This window comes from Lentzea flaviverrucosa, assembly GCF_003350445.1.
GTDB classification, from domain to species: Bacteria; Actinomycetota; Actinomycetes; order Mycobacteriales; family Pseudonocardiaceae; genus Lentzea; species Lentzea californiensis.
In genome coordinates, this window is the sequence record NZ_QQAU01000008.1 from 392,491 (window position 1) to 407,854 (window position 15,364).

At 67.9% G+C, this 15,364-nt stretch carries 15 protein-coding genes and 3 tRNA genes; 13 read left to right on the plus strand and 5 right to left on the minus strand.

The window, feature by feature from the left end; genetic code table 11:
• Window positions 1-10: 10 nt before the first annotated feature.
• Window positions 11-1,558 (minus strand): polyprenol phosphomannose-dependent alpha 1,6 mannosyltransferase MptB, encoded by a 1,548-nt coding sequence (gene mptB / locus DFR72_RS26045; protein ID WP_090067060.1) that lies wholly within the window; start codon window positions 1,556-1,558, stop codon window positions 11-13.
• A gap of 124 nt (window positions 1,559-1,682) precedes the next feature.
• Here mptB and DFR72_RS26050 point away from each other — a divergent pair, with 124 nt between their 5' ends.
• From DFR72_RS26050 to DFR72_RS26105, 12 genes are all read left to right on the plus strand, one after another.
• Window positions 1,683-2,354 carry a helix-turn-helix transcriptional regulator gene (locus DFR72_RS26050; protein WP_245983511.1) on the plus strand — a complete coding sequence of 224 codons (672 nt, stop codon included), beginning with the start codon at window positions 1,683-1,685 and terminating at the stop codon, window positions 2,352-2,354.
• Entirely contained in the window at window positions 2,351-3,805 is a 1,455-nt protein-coding gene (gene sufB, locus DFR72_RS26055) for a Fe-S cluster assembly protein SufB (protein WP_090067062.1), read from the plus strand. Before DFR72_RS26050 ends, sufB begins: the two co-directional genes overlap by 4 nt.
• A gap of 1 nt (window position 3,806) precedes the next feature.
• On the plus strand, window positions 3,807-4,964 hold the full coding sequence (gene sufD, locus DFR72_RS26060) for a Fe-S cluster assembly protein SufD (protein WP_090067063.1): 1,158 nt from the start codon (window positions 3,807-3,809) through the stop codon (window positions 4,962-4,964).
• The gene (locus tag DFR72_RS26065; RefSeq protein ID WP_090067064.1) at window positions 4,961-5,275 is read left to right on the plus strand and encodes a non-heme iron oxygenase ferredoxin subunit; all 315 of its coding nucleotides are present in this window, start codon (window positions 4,961-4,963) and stop codon (window positions 5,273-5,275) included. Before sufD ends, DFR72_RS26065 begins: the two co-directional genes overlap by 4 nt.
• A 37-nt stretch (window positions 5,276-5,312) precedes the next feature.
• Window positions 5,313-6,086, plus strand: a complete 774-nt coding sequence (gene sufC / locus DFR72_RS26070; protein WP_090067065.1) for a Fe-S cluster assembly ATPase SufC — start codon at window positions 5,313-5,315, stop codon at window positions 6,084-6,086.
• Window positions 6,087-6,113: 27 nt separating this feature from the next.
• Window positions 6,114-7,391, plus strand: a complete 1,278-nt coding sequence (locus tag DFR72_RS26075; protein WP_090067066.1) for a cysteine desulfurase — start codon at window positions 6,114-6,116, stop codon at window positions 7,389-7,391.
• Window positions 7,391-7,831: a Fe-S cluster assembly sulfur transfer protein SufU gene (gene sufU / locus DFR72_RS26080; protein WP_090067067.1), complete on the plus strand. Its 441-nt coding sequence runs from the start codon at window positions 7,391-7,393 to the stop codon at window positions 7,829-7,831. The genes DFR72_RS26075 and sufU overlap by 1 nt, the downstream gene beginning before the upstream one ends.
• Window positions 7,828-8,214 (plus strand): metal-sulfur cluster assembly factor, encoded by a 387-nt coding sequence (locus tag DFR72_RS26085; RefSeq protein ID WP_090067068.1) that lies wholly within the window; start codon window positions 7,828-7,830, stop codon window positions 8,212-8,214. Before sufU ends, DFR72_RS26085 begins: the two co-directional genes overlap by 4 nt.
• Before the next feature lie 400 nt (window positions 8,215-8,614).
• Window positions 8,615-8,688: transfer RNA gene (locus DFR72_RS26090), tRNA-Leu, on the plus strand.
• Between the two features lies 1 nt (window position 8,689).
• A tRNA-Leu gene (locus DFR72_RS26095) sits at window positions 8,690-8,762 on the plus strand.
• Window positions 8,763-8,850: 88 nt separating this feature from the next.
• Window positions 8,851-8,928, plus strand: a tRNA-Ile gene (locus tag DFR72_RS26100).
• Window positions 8,929-8,943: 15 nt separating this feature from the next.
• Window positions 8,944-9,399, plus strand: a complete 456-nt coding sequence (locus DFR72_RS26105; RefSeq protein WP_090067069.1) for an NUDIX domain-containing protein — start codon at window positions 8,944-8,946, stop codon at window positions 9,397-9,399.
• On the opposite strand, the gene DFR72_RS26110 is transcribed toward DFR72_RS26105, so the two are convergent.
• The gene (locus tag DFR72_RS26110) at window positions 9,390-9,800 is read right to left on the minus strand and encodes a CBS domain-containing protein (protein WP_090067127.1); all 411 of its coding nucleotides are present in this window, start codon (window positions 9,798-9,800) and stop codon (window positions 9,390-9,392) included. The two genes, DFR72_RS26105 and DFR72_RS26110, sit on opposite strands and share 10 nt — an antisense overlap.
• Window positions 9,801-9,963: 163 nt before the next feature.
• On the opposite strand from DFR72_RS26110, the gene DFR72_RS26115 reads away from it, so the two are divergent.
• A complete protein-coding gene (locus tag DFR72_RS26115; RefSeq protein ID WP_143086778.1) occupies window positions 9,964-10,749 on the plus strand; it encodes a UbiA family prenyltransferase in 786 nt (261 codons plus the stop codon).
• A 3-nt stretch (window positions 10,750-10,752) separates the two neighbouring features.
• Here the strand turns inward: DFR72_RS26115 and DFR72_RS26120 are convergent, their stop codons facing one another.
• From DFR72_RS26120 to DFR72_RS26130, 3 genes are all read right to left on the minus strand, one after another.
• Window positions 10,753-11,841, minus strand: coding sequence for a carboxylate-amine ligase (locus DFR72_RS26120; protein ID WP_090067071.1), 1,089 nt, complete (start codon window positions 11,839-11,841; stop codon window positions 10,753-10,755).
• Between the two features lie 129 nt (window positions 11,842-11,970).
• On the minus strand, window positions 11,971-13,647 hold the full coding sequence (locus tag DFR72_RS26125; protein ID WP_090067072.1) for a GGDEF domain-containing protein: 1,677 nt from the start codon (window positions 13,645-13,647) through the stop codon (window positions 11,971-11,973).
• A gap of 119 nt (window positions 13,648-13,766) precedes the next feature.
• On the minus strand, window positions 13,767-14,723 hold the full coding sequence (locus DFR72_RS26130; protein ID WP_177224578.1) for a lycopene cyclase family protein: 957 nt from the start codon (window positions 14,721-14,723) through the stop codon (window positions 13,767-13,769).
• Window positions 14,724-15,364: the final 641 nt, after the last annotated feature.

Genomic DNA, 15,364 nt, shown 5'->3' on the forward strand with positions numbered 1-15,364 from the left:
GACTGGCCCCTCAGACCTGTCCTCCGCCGGCGGGGTCGGACTTCAGGAACGGCCCGACCCGCTTGCGGGCGACCAGCACGCAGACCGCGAACGTGATCACCGCACCGGCGACCGCCTGCGGCACGGTGTAGGCACGCCCGTCGAACGCGGACCCGGTCGGCGGCAGGATGATCGCGATGATCGCCGACGTCACCATGGCGAACATCCGGAACTTCGGCCCGACCACGGCGGTGGCCAGCGGGATCGCCGCCCACAGCACGTACCAGGGCTGCAGCACCGGCCCGAGCACCAGGATCGCGCCCAGAGCCGCACCCAGGCCGTTCATCGCCTTGATCCGGCCCTTGAAGCTGCGCCACAGCAGCCCGACCGTGATCACCACGGACACGGCCTGCCCGAGCAGCCGGGTCAGCGAGATCATCGCCTCGGTGTGGTTGCCGAGGCCCAGCAGGATGCCGGTGCCGGCGCCGAGGAAGCCCAGCGCGGTCGGCGGCGACATCCACGACTTCACGGTCGACGCGACGTTCAGCGTCTCGACCCAGCCGAAGCCGAACCCGGTGCCGAGGCAGATCACCACCACCCCGACCGCCGCTATGACGGCCATGATCCCGGCCACGGCTGCCAGGTGCTTGAGCTGCCCGCCGAGCTTGCGCGCCACCATCACGCCGAGGAACCCGAGCGCGGCCATGGCGGGGATCTTCACCATCGCCCCGCACACGATGACCCCGGCGCCCAGCGTGATCCAGGTCCACTTCAGCGGTTCCAGCCCGCGCATCGCGAGCTCCAGGCCGACCAGCATGAGGCCGAGCGCCAGGCCGTCGTTGTGCACGCCGATGACGATGTGGAACAGCACCAGCGGGTTCAGCGCGCCCAGCCACAACGCGCCGACCGGCGGCACCCCGAACCGGGCGGCGAGCCGGGGCAGCGCCCACACGATCATCCCCAGGCCGACCAGCACCAGCAGCCGGTGCACGAACACACCGGACACCACGTGGTCGCCGGTCAGCATCGCGGTCAACCGGCCGAACGCGAGGAACAGCGGCCCGTACGGCGCCGGAGTCTCGCGCCAGATGTTCGGCACACCGCGCGTCAGGACGTGGTCGACGCCCAGCGCGTTCGCGGGCCCCAGCTCGTACGGGTCGAGCCCGCGCGCCGCGATCTCGCTCTGCGCCAGGTACGAGTACACGTCGCGGGAGAACATCGGCACGCAGAAGACCAGTGGAACGGTCCACATCAGCAGCGTGCGGTCCATCTGACCGCGCGAGATCAGCCTCGGCCGGCCGGGCTTCACGAACCGGCCCAGCGCCAGCCAGGCCGACACGATCATGAAGATGCCGGTCCAGACGACCCCCATCGCGACACTGGGCATCCTCGAGAAGAGCCCGAGCACGGGCACGCCGTAGAGCGGCGAGTAGATCGGTGCGGCCCCGCCGCCCAGCGATCCGACGGTCAGCAGCAACGCGCCGATGGTGCCCCAGCGACGGACGATGTCCAGCTGGCGACGCTCCCGACCGTTCAGAAGGTCGCTCTCCGGAGTGACAGCTCCGCCGTTCGTGGACATGTCAGGAGAGTATCGAGCCACGTTCAGCCGTGAGTCAGGTCACCCTGTGACCGCGATCTTTGCGACCTCCGGCGAAATACGCAACACTGGTGTTGTGAAAAACGCCGAGACCCACCTTGACGCCGTGCCTCAGCACGACGGCAAGACTCGGCGTGCTGTCGCCAGGCTCCTCCTGGAGCAGGGCCCGGTCACCGCGGCGGGCATCGCCGAGGAGCTGGGCATCAGTCCCACGGCAGTGCGTCGTCACATCGACGCGCTGCTCGCGGACGGTGAGGCGACGACGAGGGACGCACCCCGGCAGACCCAACGTGGCCGTGGCCGTCCCGCGAAGTTCTTCCTGCTGACTGACGCCGGACGCGCCCGGTTCGGCCACGCCTACGACGACCTAGCGGTCGCCGCCCTCAGGTTCCTCGCGCAGACTGGCGGGGAAGAGGCAGTGCGCGCCTTTGCGCAAAGTCGTGTCGACGCACTCGTGGACGGTCACCGTTCGACGATCGTGGCCCAGGTCACGCCCGCCGAACGGGCGAAGGCCCTCGCGACCGCGTTGACCAGGGAGGGTTACGCTGCGGCGGCGCGAAACGTGGGTACGGGCGAGCAGTTGTGCCAGCACCACTGCCCGGTCGCCCACGTCGCCGCCGAGTTCCCCCAGCTGTGCGAGACCGAGACGGAGACGTTCGCGAATCTTCTCGGTACCCACGTGCAGCGCCTTGCGACGATCGCACGCGGCCACGCCGTGTGCACGACGCACATCCCGAACGTTCCACGGATCCCAGATGATGGAGGGGAGCCCGCATGACTACCGCTGCCGAGCAGCGCACGCCCACCACGGTGCAGTCTCCGCTCACGCAGGAAGAGACGATTGCGTCTCTCGGCAACTACGAGTTCGGCTGGGCCGACTCGGACACTGCCGGCGCGAGCGCACGCCGAGGCCTCAGCGAGGATGTCGTCCGCGACATCTCGGCGAAGAAGAGCGAGCCCGAGTGGATGCTCGAGTACCGGTTGAAGGCGCTGAAGCTCTTCGACCTCAAGCCGATGCCGAGCTGGGGCGCTGACCTCTCTGGGATCGACTTCGACTCGATCAAGTACTTCGTGCGTTCGACCGAGAAGCAGGCCACCTCCTGGGAGGACCTGCCCGAGGAGATCAAGAACACCTACGACCGGCTGGGCATCCCGGAGGCCGAGAAGCAGCGCCTCGTCGCCGGTGTCGCGGCCCAGTACGAGTCCGAGGTCGTCTACCACCAGATCCGCGAGGACCTGGAGCAGCAGGGTGTCCTCTTCCTCGACACCGACACCGCCCTGAAGGAGCAGCCGGAGCTCTTCCGGGAGTACTTCGGCTCCGTCATCCCCGCGGGTGACAACAAGTTCTCGGCGCTGAACGCCGCGACGTGGTCCGGTGGCTCGTTCATCTACGTGCCGAAGGGCGTGCACGTGGACATCCCGCTGCAGGCCTACTTCCGGATCAACACCGAGAACATGGGTCAGTTCGAGCGCACGCTGATCATCGTCGACGAGGATGCCTACGTGCATTACGTCGAGGGCTGCACGGCGCCGATCTACTCCTCGGACTCGCTGCACTCGGCCGTGGTCGAGATCATCGTGAAGAAGGGCGGCCGCTGCCGCTACACGACGATCCAGAACTGGTCGAACAACGTCTACAACCTGGTCACCAAGCGCGCCAAGGCCGAAGAGGGCGCGACCATGGAGTGGGTCGACGGCAACATCGGCTCCAAGGTGACCATGAAGTACCCGGCCGTCTGGCTGATGGGCGAGCACGCCAAGGGCGAGGTCCTCTCGATCGCGTTCGCGGGCGAGGGCCAGCACCAGGACGCCGGCGCCAAGATGGTCCACATGGCACCGCACACCTCTTCGACGATCATCTCGAAGTCGGTGGCGCGGGGCGGTGGCCGCACGTCGTACCGCGGCCTGGTCCAGGTCAACAAGCGGGCGCACCACTCGAAGTCCACGGTGAAGTGCGACGCGCTGCTGGTCGACACCATCAGCCGCTCGGACACCTACCCGTACGTCGACGTCCGCGAGGACGACGTGCAGATGGGTCACGAGGCCACGGTCTCGAAGGTCTCCGAGGACCAGTTGTTCTACCTGATGTCGCGCGGCCTGAACGAGGACGAGGCCATGGCGATGATCGTGCGCGGGTTCGTCGAGCCCATCGCGCGCGAGCTCCCCATGGAGTACGCCCTCGAACTGAACCGCCTGATCGAACTGCAGATGGAAGGGGCCGTCGGCTGACATGGCCGCCCTGTCTACGAAACCCCACTCCCACGGAGCCGTCGTTCCGGTCACCTCTCGCGCGGAGCACTTCACGTCCTACGACGTGAACGCGTTCGAGGTGCCGGGCGGCCGTGAGGAGATCTGGCGCTTCACGCCTCTCAAGCGTCTTGCCGGTCTGCACTCCGGCGCTGCGGCAACGGGTACCGCTGCCGTCGAGGTGAGCGCCGCTTCCGGCGTCACCGTCGAGACCGTGGGTCGTGACGACTCACGGCTCGGCACCGCCGGCGTCCCCGGTGACCGCGTCGCGGCGCAGGCGTACTCGTCGTTCGAGAACGCCACGATCGTGACGCTGCCCGGTGACGTGAAGTCCGAGCCGACCACCGTCACGGTGACCGGTGCCGGCGTGGACGCCGTCGCCTACGGCCACATCCAGGTCAAGGCCTCGCAGTTCGCCGAGGGCACCGTGATCCTGGACTTCCGCGGTTCCGGCGCGTACGCGGACAACATCGAGTTCCTCGTCGCGGACGGCGCTCACCTCACGGTGATCACCATCCACGACTGGGCCGACGACGCCGTGCACGTCTCGCAGCACCACGTGAAGCTCGGTCGCGACGCGACCATCAAGCACACCGTGGTCACGCTCGGCGGCAACGTCGTGCGCGTGACGCCGGTCGTGCAGTACGCGGGCCGTGGCGGAGACGCCGAGCTGTTCGGTCTGTACTTCGCGGACGCGGGCCAGCACCAGGAGCACCGCCCGTTCATCGACCACGCGCAGGCCAAGTGCCGCAGCAACGTCGTCTACAAGGGCGCGCTGCAGGGCGACGGCGCGCACGCGGTGTGGATCGGTGACGTGCTCATCCGCGTCGCTGCCGAGGGCACCGAGACGTTCGAGCTGAACCGGAACCTCATCCTCACCGATGGTGCGCGTGCCGACTCGGTGCCGAACCTGGAGATCGAGACCGGCGAGATCGAGGGTGCGGGCCACGCCAGCGCCACCGGCCGGTTCGACGACGAGCAGCTCTTCTACCTGCAGGCGCGCGGCATTCCGGAGGACCAGGCACGGCGTCTCGTCGTGCGCGGCTTCTTCCAGGAGCTGATCGCGAAGATCGCCGTTCCCGAGGTGCGCGAGCGCCTCGAGGCGGCCATCGAGGCAGAGCTCGAGGCGGTCGGCACGTGATCAAGGTGTGTGCACTGTCCGCATTGGACGACCGCAAGCCGTTCGCCGCCAGCGTCGACGACGTCGACCTCGTGCTGGTGCGCGACGGCGAGCGGGTGCACGCACTCGCTGATCTGTGCTCGCACGCCGCGGTGTCGCTGAGCGAGGGCGAGGTCTCCCGCAAGGGGATCGAGTGCTGGTTGCACGGGTCGTGCTTCGACCTGGAGACCGGCGCGCCCTCGTCGCCACCCGCGAGCGAACCGGTCGACGTCTACGCCGTCGACATCCGTGACGGCGACGTCTTCGTCGACGTCACCGTCACCACGAACTGACTGACTTCTAGCTACACCACCAGGAGAACGGCAAGTCATGGCCACCCTTGAGATCAAGGACCTGCACGTCTCGGTCGTCAGTGAGGACGCTCCCAAGGAGATCCTCAAGGGCGTCGACCTGACGATCAAGGCCGGCGAGACGCACGCCATCATGGGCCCCAACGGCTCCGGCAAGTCCACGCTGTCCTACGCGATCGCCGGGCACCCGAAGTACACGGTCACCTCGGGCACCGTCACGCTCGACGGTGAGGACGTCCTCGAGATGTCCGTCGACGAGCGCGCCCGCGCGGGCCTCTTCCTCGCCATGCAGTACCCGGTCGAGGTCCCCGGCGTCTCGATGTCGAACTTCCTGCGCACCGCCGCCACCGCCGTGCGCGGCGAGGCCCCGAACCTCCGCCACTGGGTGAAGGAGGTCAAGGGTGCGATGGCAGACCTCGACATCGACCCGGCGTTCGCCGAGCGTTCGGTGAACGAGGGCTTCTCCGGTGGTGAGAAGAAGCGCCACGAGATCCTGCAGCTGGGCCTGCTCCAGCCGAAGATCGCGATCCTCGACGAGACCGACTCCGGTCTGGACGTCGACGCCCTGCGCGTCGTGTCCGAGGGCGTCAACCGCTACAAGGCCTCCGGTGAGGTCGGCGTCATGCTGATCACGCACTACACCCGGATCCTCAAGTACATCCAGCCGGACTTCGTGCACGTCTTCGCGAACGGCCGGATCGTCGAGTCCGGTGGCCGCGAGCTGGCCGACGTGCTCGAGTCCGAGGGTTACGTGAAGTACACCGGATCCAAGGAAGCCGCAGCCATTTCCTAGCGTTATCAGGTGTTGAGAGGAGGCGCTGTGACCACCACCGCAGCACCATTGGACGTGGCCGCCCTGAGGGCGGACTTCCCGATCCTGTCTCGCACCGTTCGTGACGGGAAGCGCCTGGTCTACTTGGACTCCGGCGCCACCTCGCAACGCCCGACGCAGGTTCTGGACGCTGAAAGAGCTTTTCTGCAGCAGCACAACGCCGCTGTGCACAGGGGTGCCCACCAGCTGGCCGAGGAAGCGACCGACGCGTACGAGGGTGCGCGTCAGCGCATCGCGGACTTCGTCGGCGCCGACTTCGGCGAGTTGGTGTTCACCAAGAACGCCACCGAGGGCTTCAACCTCGTGGCGTACGCGATGGGCAACGCCGCGACCTCGGGTCCCGAGGCCGCGCGCTTCGTCGTGGGTGCCGGCGACGAGATCGTCGTGACCGAGATGGAGCACCACGCGAACCTCGTTCCGTGGCAGCAGCTCGCCTCGCGGACCGGTGCGACGCTCAAGTGGTTCACGCTGACCCAGGACGGTCGTCTCGACCTGTCCGATGTGGACAGCGTGATCACGCCGCGCACCAAGGTCGTCGCGTTCACGCACCAGTCGAACGTGACCGGCGTGATCAACCCGGTCGACGTGCTCGTCGCGGCGGCGCGCAAGGTCGGCGCGCTGACGGTGCTGGACGCGTGCCAGTCCGTGCCGCACAGCCCGGTCGACTTCCGCAGGCTGGGCGTCGACTTCGCGTCGTTCTCCGGCCACAAGATGCTCGGCCCGTCCGGCATCGGTGTCCTCTACGGACGTCGTGAGCTGCTGGAGGCGTTGCCCCCCTTCATCACCGGCGGCTCGATGATCGAGCAGGTGTTGATGGAGGGCTCGTCGTTCGCCCCGCCGCCGCAGCGCTTCGAGGCCGGTTCGCCGATGACGTCCCAGGCCGTCGGTCTGGGCGCGGCGGTGGACTACCTCAGCGTCGTCGGCATGGAGCGGGTCAACGCTCACGAGCACGCGCTGACCGTTGCCGCCCTGGAAGGTCTTTCGGGCATCAAGGGTGTTCGCCTGATCGGCCCGCAGGACGCGGTCGCCAGGGGCGGCGCCGTGCCGTTCGAGATCGAGGGCGTCCACCCGCACGACGCCGGCCAGGTGCTCGACAGCCTGGGCATCGCCGTGCGCGTCGGCCACCACTGCGCGTGGCCGCTGCACCGCTGCCTGAAGGCCCAGTCGTCCGTGCGCGCGTCGTTCTACCTGTACAACACGCTGGACGAGGTCGACGCTCTGGTCGACGGCGTCCGCGAGGCGCAGAAGTTCTTCGGGGTGGCCTGATGCAGCTCCAGCAGATGTACCAGGAGATCATCCTGGACCACTACAAGAACCCGCACGGCCGAGGCCTGCGAGACCCGTTCGACGCGGAGTCGTTCCAGGTCAACCCGACCTGCGGCGACGAGGTGACGCTCCGGGTGCACCTCGTCGACGACGTGGTGCAGGACGTCTCCTACGACGGCCAGGGCTGCTCGATCAGCCAGGCCTCGACGTCGGTGTTGACCGACCTCGTCGTGGGTAAGCCCGTGGGCGAGGCGTTCAAGAAGCTGGACGCGTTCGTCGAGCTGATGCAGGGCCGCGGCAAGGTGGAGCCGGACGAGGACGTCCTCGAGGACGGCATCGCCTTCGCCGGAGTCGCGAAGTACCCGGCGCGCGTGAAGTGCGCGCTGCTGGGCTGGATGGCCTTCAAAGACGCAGTAGCACGAAGCCAGGGAGCAGCATGAGCACCGAAGAAGTCGTCCGGGGAGCCGAAGGCATGCCGGTCTTCGAGCCCACAGCTGACGTCGCCGCGCTCGACGACCTCGAAGAGGCGATGCGCGACGTCGTGGACCCGGAGCTCGGCATCAACGTCGTCGACCTCGGGCTCGTCTACGACATCCACGTCGACGAGAAGAACGTCGCCACCATCGACATGACGCTCACGTCCGCGGCCTGCCCGCTGACCGACGTCATCGAGGACCAGACCCGCGCGGCCCTCACCGGCGGCGCGGGCGGCGGTCTCGTGTCGGACTTCCGCATCAACTGGGTGTGGATGCCGCCGTGGGGCCCGGAGAAGATCACCGACGACGGCCGCGAGCAGCTGCGCGCGCTGGGCTTCACCGTCTGAGGTTTCCCAGGAGTTGGAACGGCGCGCATCCACCGGATGCGCGCCGTTTTCTTGCGTAGCATTAAATGCGTTGCGGCCGTCCCGGACGGTCGCTTAACTTGGTCCCATCACGAACAACAGAGATCAACCGGAGGAAGACATGCTTGCCAAGGCTCAGCTCGCGGGATGGCGAATTCTCGCCCTCATCGCCGGCGGTCTGCTGGCGGTGGCGTGGGGCTCCACGCCATGACCTGATCCCCAGGTCATGACCTCGGAGCCGCCCACGGGAAACCCTGGGCGGTTTTCTTTTTGTCACGCCGATGCCGATGAGCTTTGGAAGCGGAACGGATTCCAAACCCGTTTCCCGAGGGTTCGACTCCTTCCATCGGTGCTGCCCGAAAACAATGCGTTCGCCACGAAAGTGGATCTAGCCCAACTGGCAGAGGCACATGGTTGAGGGCCATGACAGTCGGGGTTCGACTCCCCGGATCCGCACGCCCCGGTAGCCCAACGGAAGAGGCAACGCGCTCAGAACGCGTCCAGTGCAGGTTCGAATCCTGCCCGCGGCACTGCACAACTGAATCAGGGGGACGCGCCGGCGCGCAGGTGATCCTTGCAAGATCGCCCCGGAGGGTTCGACACCCTCGTCTTCCACTCCGTCCCGTAGCTCAGTCCGGTGAGAGCGTCCGTCTGATACGCGGTAGGTCCCAGGTTCAACTCCTGGCGGGACGACCACCGTACAAAGGAACTGTGGATCACAGCAGCAGAGCGCTCTCCGGAGCCGGCGCCCTCTTCTTCGACGAAGCAGGGCGCCTCCTGCTCGTGGAGCCCACCTACAAGCCGCACTGGGAGATCCCGGGCGGGGCGGTCGAGCACGGCGAGACGCCGAGCGAGGCCTGCCGCCGCGAGATCGAGGAGGAACTGGGGCTCGTCAGGGAACCCGGCCGCCTGCTCGTGGCCGACTGGGCGCCGCGCGACGGCGAGGACCGCGTCCTGTTCGTCTTCGAGGGCGGCCTGCTCACCGCCGACGACCACATCCGGCTGCAGGCCGAGGAGCTCAGGTCGTACGAGTTCGTGACGCCCTCCCAGGCGGGGGAGCGCCTGATCCCCAGACTCGCCCGCAGGGTCGCGGAAGCGTTGCGAGCGAGGGAATCAGGCGAGACCCGCTACCTGGAGCACGGCGTCAGCAGGCCACCTCAGGCGTAGACCCGTTCGACGAACGCCGCCAGCTGGTCCTCCGGCAGGTGCCGCGCGAGGTCCGCCTCGGACACCATGCCGACCAGCCGGTGGTCCTCGATGACCGGCAGCCGCCGGATCTGGTGCTCGCCCATGGTCTCGAGCACGTGTTCCAGCGGGTCGTCCGCGTCGACCCAGTGGACGTGGCCGCCGAACTCGCCGGCACGGGTCGTCGCGAGGTCCAGTCCCTCCGCCACGGCCCTGATCACGATGTCGCGGTCGGTGATGATCCCGTGCAGCTTGTCGTCCTTGCCGCAGATCGGCAGGGAACCGACGTCGAGGTCCCGCATCATGCGGGCGGCCTCGACGAGGCTCGCGTCCTCGGCCACGCACCGCACTCCGGGGTGCATGATGTCGCGCGCTGTCGTCACAACCTCCTCCTTCCGGCCTTTCGCCCAGCATCCGCCCGCCTGGAACACCCCGCAGGCTGGTCCGCTGAACGGCTCAACGCACTCCGGTGCGAATGCCGCACAGTGCTACTCTCTGTGTTCCTAGGGTTACGCAGTCGCCATCTCCGGGGGCCACGTGCCGGCGTTGACCTACCTCCACCGCCTGGACCACCCCTTCGGCGTGCACTACGCGTGCGCCGCCTCCTGGGGCGCCTGCTACGCAACGAGATTCGACCTCGCCGTCGTGCTCGCGGTGCTGGCGAACTTCGTCGCGATCATCTCCGGCAACCTCCTCGACGCCCACGCCGGCGTCCGCGCCACCGACGAACGCCGCCAGGCGGTCCAGGAGATCGGCGCGCGGAGGGTCCTCGCGCTGGCGGTCGTCGAGATGGTCTTCGCGCTCGCACTGGCCGTCGCCGTGTCGTGGAGAGTCGCGATCGGGGTCGGGCTGGTCCTGGTGCTGCACCTGGCCCACAGCCTCGAACCGATCAGGCTGGAGCGGCGCGGGTACGCCGGTCCGGTGGCGCTGGCGATCGCCACCGGACTGCTGCCGAGCGTGACCGCCTACGCGGCGGCCGGGGGACGGGCCGATCCGGCGGTGTGGCTGTTGTTCTCCGGAGCCGCGGCCCTCGCTACGGGTCAGGCGCTCTGGTGGGCCGTTCCCGGCCGGACCGAGGACATCCACACCGGGTCACGAGCAGTCCTGCACGCCGTCGACGAGACCACCCAGCTGACCGTCGGCGGGCTGCTGCTGGTCGGCGGCGGACTGTGGTTCCGGTTCGGCCCGCTCTGGGCCGCCGTCGGTGTCGTCGCGTGCTCGGCGTTCCTGCTCGCGCGGGACCTGCCGGCCGCCGGGCAGCGGTTGCGCTACGGCATGTCGACGGCTGTCGCGTCGACGATCGTGCTGGCGTCGATCCCGTTGCTCGCCTGAACCTCAGACCGGAGATGTCTGCGCCACCAGGAATCCCACCACGTCGTCCAGCCTGCCGCGCCGCGCGAACGCCCGGCGCTGCCGCACCGCCCCGGTCCCGTCGAGCAGCAACCGGTCGATCGCGGTGGTCACCATCTCGTGGTCACCGGAGAACTCCAGCGCCGGCCTGATCCACCGCAGCAGTGACGCGACGATCGACGACGCGGGCGTGGGCGCGCCCGTCGCCGGGTCGATGCCGAAGCCCTCCAGGCCGTCGCGCGCGGCACGCCACATCGCGACCTTCAGCAGGTGCGGCGGCAGTTTCACCGGCGCGGCACCGGAACTCAGTGCGGTGGCGGCGATCCCACGCACCAGGGCGGCCATCAGCACCGCCTCCTCGACCGTCGGCGCGACGTCGGAGACCCGCAGTTCCAGCGTGGGGTGGCGGGCGGAGAGCCGGATGTCCCAGTAGAGCATCCCGGCGTCCATCGCCGCGCCGCTCGCGACGATCTCCTCCCGTGCCGAGTAGTACTCGGCCGCGGAGTCGAAGTGCGGCGGCGCACCCGAAGTGGGCCAACGGTTCCAGACCACGTACCGCCAGCTCGCGTACCCCGTGTCGCCGTAGAGCCAGTACGGCGAGTTCGCGCCCAGCGCCAGCAACGTGGGCAGCCACGGCCGCAGGTGGTTGCTCACGAAGATCTTCGACTCGTCGTCGGGCAGGCCGACGTGCACGTGGCAGCCGCAGATCGCGAGGTCGTTGGTGAGCGCGCCCATCTCCTGCGCCATCCGGTGGTAGCGCGGGGAGTTCGTCAGCGGCGTCGGCATCGTGAGGCCCAGCACCGGTGTCCCGGTCGCGGCGAGCTTCGCGTCGTGGTGCGCGGCCCGCTCGATCAACGCCCGGCGCGCCACGGCCAGTTGCTCGCGCAGCACGGCCATGTCCGTGCAGATGCCGCTGGCCGATTCCACCTGGTATTGCGCGATTTCCGGCTGCAGGTCCACCTCGAACTGGTCGGCCCCGGCGAGCACTTCCTTGGCACGGTTGGCCAAATGCCCCGTGGAGGCTTCGACGAGAACGAATTCTTCTTCCACGCCAACGGTGAGGAGGCCGTCCATGCTTCTGCGTTGCGCGGGTACCGCTTGAGTTCTGCTGCCGACCTGCACGCGAACCTCCTGTGCACTGAGTAGCACTCTCGATGCTATGAGTGATCAGCGCGCCGCACAGGAGGCGTTTGGTTGTACTTGTTAACTCACCGCGCGTTGCGCGACACCACGCAGCACGTCGCGTCGTTCGGTACCCGGCCGGCCCATGACCCAGCTGGACCCGGCGAGCGACTTCGCGTGCTCCTTCACTGGTGCCAGCAACCGCGACACCTCGCGATACGACCCCACTGATCCCGGGGCACAGATAAGGGTCGCAAGAGAGAGGGTGACGTGTCGTCCCTCTGCCGTGTACGGCTTGTCGAGCAAACGAGCACTCAGCGGCACCGTCTCGTCGAGTCCCGCGAGGAGGAGGAAGTCGTCACCGCCGACGTGCCCGACCTGCGTGCCGGGGAACGCGTGCGCGAGGTCCGCCAGTTCGAGCCCGATCTCGCGGATCAGATCATCGCCCGCCGCGAACCCGACCGTGTCGTTGACCAGCTTGAAGCTGTCGACGTCCAGCCAGGAGATCGCGAAGATCTCGCCGAGTTCGATGCGCCTGTCCACTTCCTTCGCGACCGCGTCACTGCCGGGAAGGCGCGTCAACGGGCTCAGTGCGGCCGCCTGCTCCACCTTGAGCTCGGCGACACCGCGCACGACGTCGGCCACGCGCACGACACCCATGCACCGCTCGTTGTGGTCCACGACGATGAGGTCGTCGTTCGTGCGTTCACGGTTCGCACCCGTCACCAAGTCCAGTAGGTCGAGCGCCGACGCCTCGGTGCCGATGACGTGCGGCTTGTCCGCGAGCCGTGCGGCTTCTCGCTTGGCGTGCAGGGCGTGCCCGTACGGACCGGTCACCGCGAGCAGGAACCGGTTGCGGTCCACCGACCACTTCGGGCGGCCCTCGCCGTCCACCAGGACGACACCCGTGACCGAAGGCTGCGATGCCAGGACCTCGCGCACCTCCTCGCTCGTGGCGTTCTCGGGCAGCACCGTGGCGGGGTGCAGGAAGGCCGTGATCCGCGGACCCGTGTTGCTGCGCCGGATCTCGCCGGTCTCCGTGACAGCCTCGGGCGCGATGCGCGCGTTCACCGCCGGCCTGCGCTGCGGGGGCGCGAGGAACCTGTCCTGCGCGTACCCCACCCCCAGCTTGCGCAGGTAGGTCAGCTCCGCCTCGGTCTCCACGCCCTCGGCCACGACCTGACCGCCCGTGTACTCGCCGAGGTGCACCAGCGACTTCACCAGCGCGCCCCGCGCGGCGTCGCCGGGCAGCGAGCGGACGATCTCGCGGTCAAGCTTCAGGTAGTCCGGCGAGGCGCTGGTCAGCAGGCCGAGCGGCACGTCACCCTCGCCCACGCAGTCGAGCGCGATGCGGAAACCGTTGTTCCGCAGCGTCTGCATGCCACGGGCCAGCCGACCGCGGTTCGCCCGTGAGTACGGCTCGCCGATCTCGATGACGACGCCGTCCGGCGACCGGCCCGTGTCGCGGAGTGCGCCGTAGAGAGGGCTCATGACCTCGGGCTTGTCCGCGATCGTGATCGCGAGCAGGTTCACGTGCAGGGGCAGCATCAGGTCGAAGTCGGCCGCGGACCGGATGGCGCGGCAGGCGAGTCCGACGTCGGCGTTGGCCAGCAGACCCGCCCGGAAGGCGGCCTGGAGCAGATCCTGCACGCTGCCGTCGTGCGGCCGGGCCAGGGCCTCGATCGCGACGACGCCCCCGGTGTTCAGGTTGAACAGCGGCTGGAAGGCGAACCTGACGTCATCCAGCAATGCGGGCACGGTCCGATCGTGCCGGTGCGAACGACTCGCTCCAAGCGGGTTCACCAGCTGTTCACGCTCTCGGCGGCCATTTGCCACACCGGCGGTGCGTTCGGTGACACGGCCCTCACGCTGGGAGTTCAGCGGAGGAGTTTCCACCTGAGGTGGCTTGGAGCCGTGCGGAACAAGGCGAGCATGGCGGCTGCTGTCGTCTTGAGGTCATCACGGCTGGACAGGTAGGCGCGCTGCAACTCCTGGTCGAGCCGGAAGAACACCTCGAAGAAGTCCAGCGTCTCGTCCGGGCTGAAGCGGAGGAGCGCTTCGAGACCCCTCATGCGCATGGCGTGCACGATGCGCGCCTTCTTCGGCCAGATGACGTGCCCGGGGTCCTCGTTCGCCTTGATCGCCGCGGCGACCTGTGGCGCGAGCTGCAGCGCGGTGGCGACGCTGTAGCCGGTGGCGGGGTGGATGAAGCCGGCCGCGGCACCGAACGCGGTGCTCGCGGCCCTTGGTGCGTCGAGGGGGAAGCGCACGATCTCCTCTTCCTCGCCTGGGGAGAGACGAGCGTGCAGACGTTCGCGGAGCTCCTGCAACGGCATGCCGGGCCTGCGCGCCAGACACGTCTCCTCCACCAGCAGCCGGTTGCCACCCAGCGGGACCGTGTACAGGAACGTGTCGCCGGTGCCTCGCCAGTCCATCAAAGTCGTCTCGGTGCTGTCCGACTCGATGACCGTGCCTACGGCTGTTTGCTCGGCACGGCCCTTGCGCGCACCTGTCGCGTTGAACGTGTAGCGCGCTGCCTCTGGCCGTTGGAGTACTTCGACCGTGTCGGGCAGTTCGTGGAGCTTGGCGTTGTCCAACACGACGTAGGTGCGTTGGATCAGGTGCTCCTCACGCGCGTATGCGCGAACAGTGGTGCTCACGGACTTGGTCGGGGTGTTGGGCGGGAGTTCGTCAGCCCACGCGCCGTACGTCGCCGTCCAAGGACGGTGCGGACGACGGTCGACTATCGCTGTGTGCAGGCCTTCATGCGCACACGCCCGTGCGAGCGCACGGCCGGCCGGACCTCCGCCGATCACCACCACGTCGAACGTCATGAGGTCCATGATTGACCTTGTGGCCAAGACCTACCGCCGGCGCCTCGTGTGTCTGTTCGGTGGTCCTGCGAAGGGACGCAGGTCACGTCAAGTCGATTTGAACGAGGTTTTCGCGGCCGTCGCGGCGCCCGTGCCGGCCGCTTATGTGCGCAAAGAGCCCGTGACTAGGCCTTTCTCGGACGCCTGTGTCGGCGACCCCGTCCCGGCGCTCGACGCGGAGGCTGATCGTCATTCGGTCTTCGCGGTGACGAACGCGCAGGTCAACGGCGGTGCAGAGGCTCGGGTGACCCCCCGATTTGGAGATCGAAAGTGCCCCGTGTAATGTTCTCCAAGTCAGAGCGACACGGGCCGGGAAACAAGCCGGAACGGGCCTGGCGAAAAAGCCGGAAGATAAAGCCTCCTAGAGGCCGATTTGACACCGGCGAGCAAGACCAAATAAGCTTCAGCAACACAAGCCCCGGAAGTAAGTCAGCGAAAAGCTGATGTGACTGCGGTGTGCGCGTGTTCTTTGAGAACTCAACAGCGTGCCGAAACACAGCCAGTAATATATGAATTACCTCCTCGTCGAGGTAGTTCCTTTGAGGCAAGACTAGATTGATGCCAGACATATTCCGTCTGGAGCGATCAAACACAATCCTTAT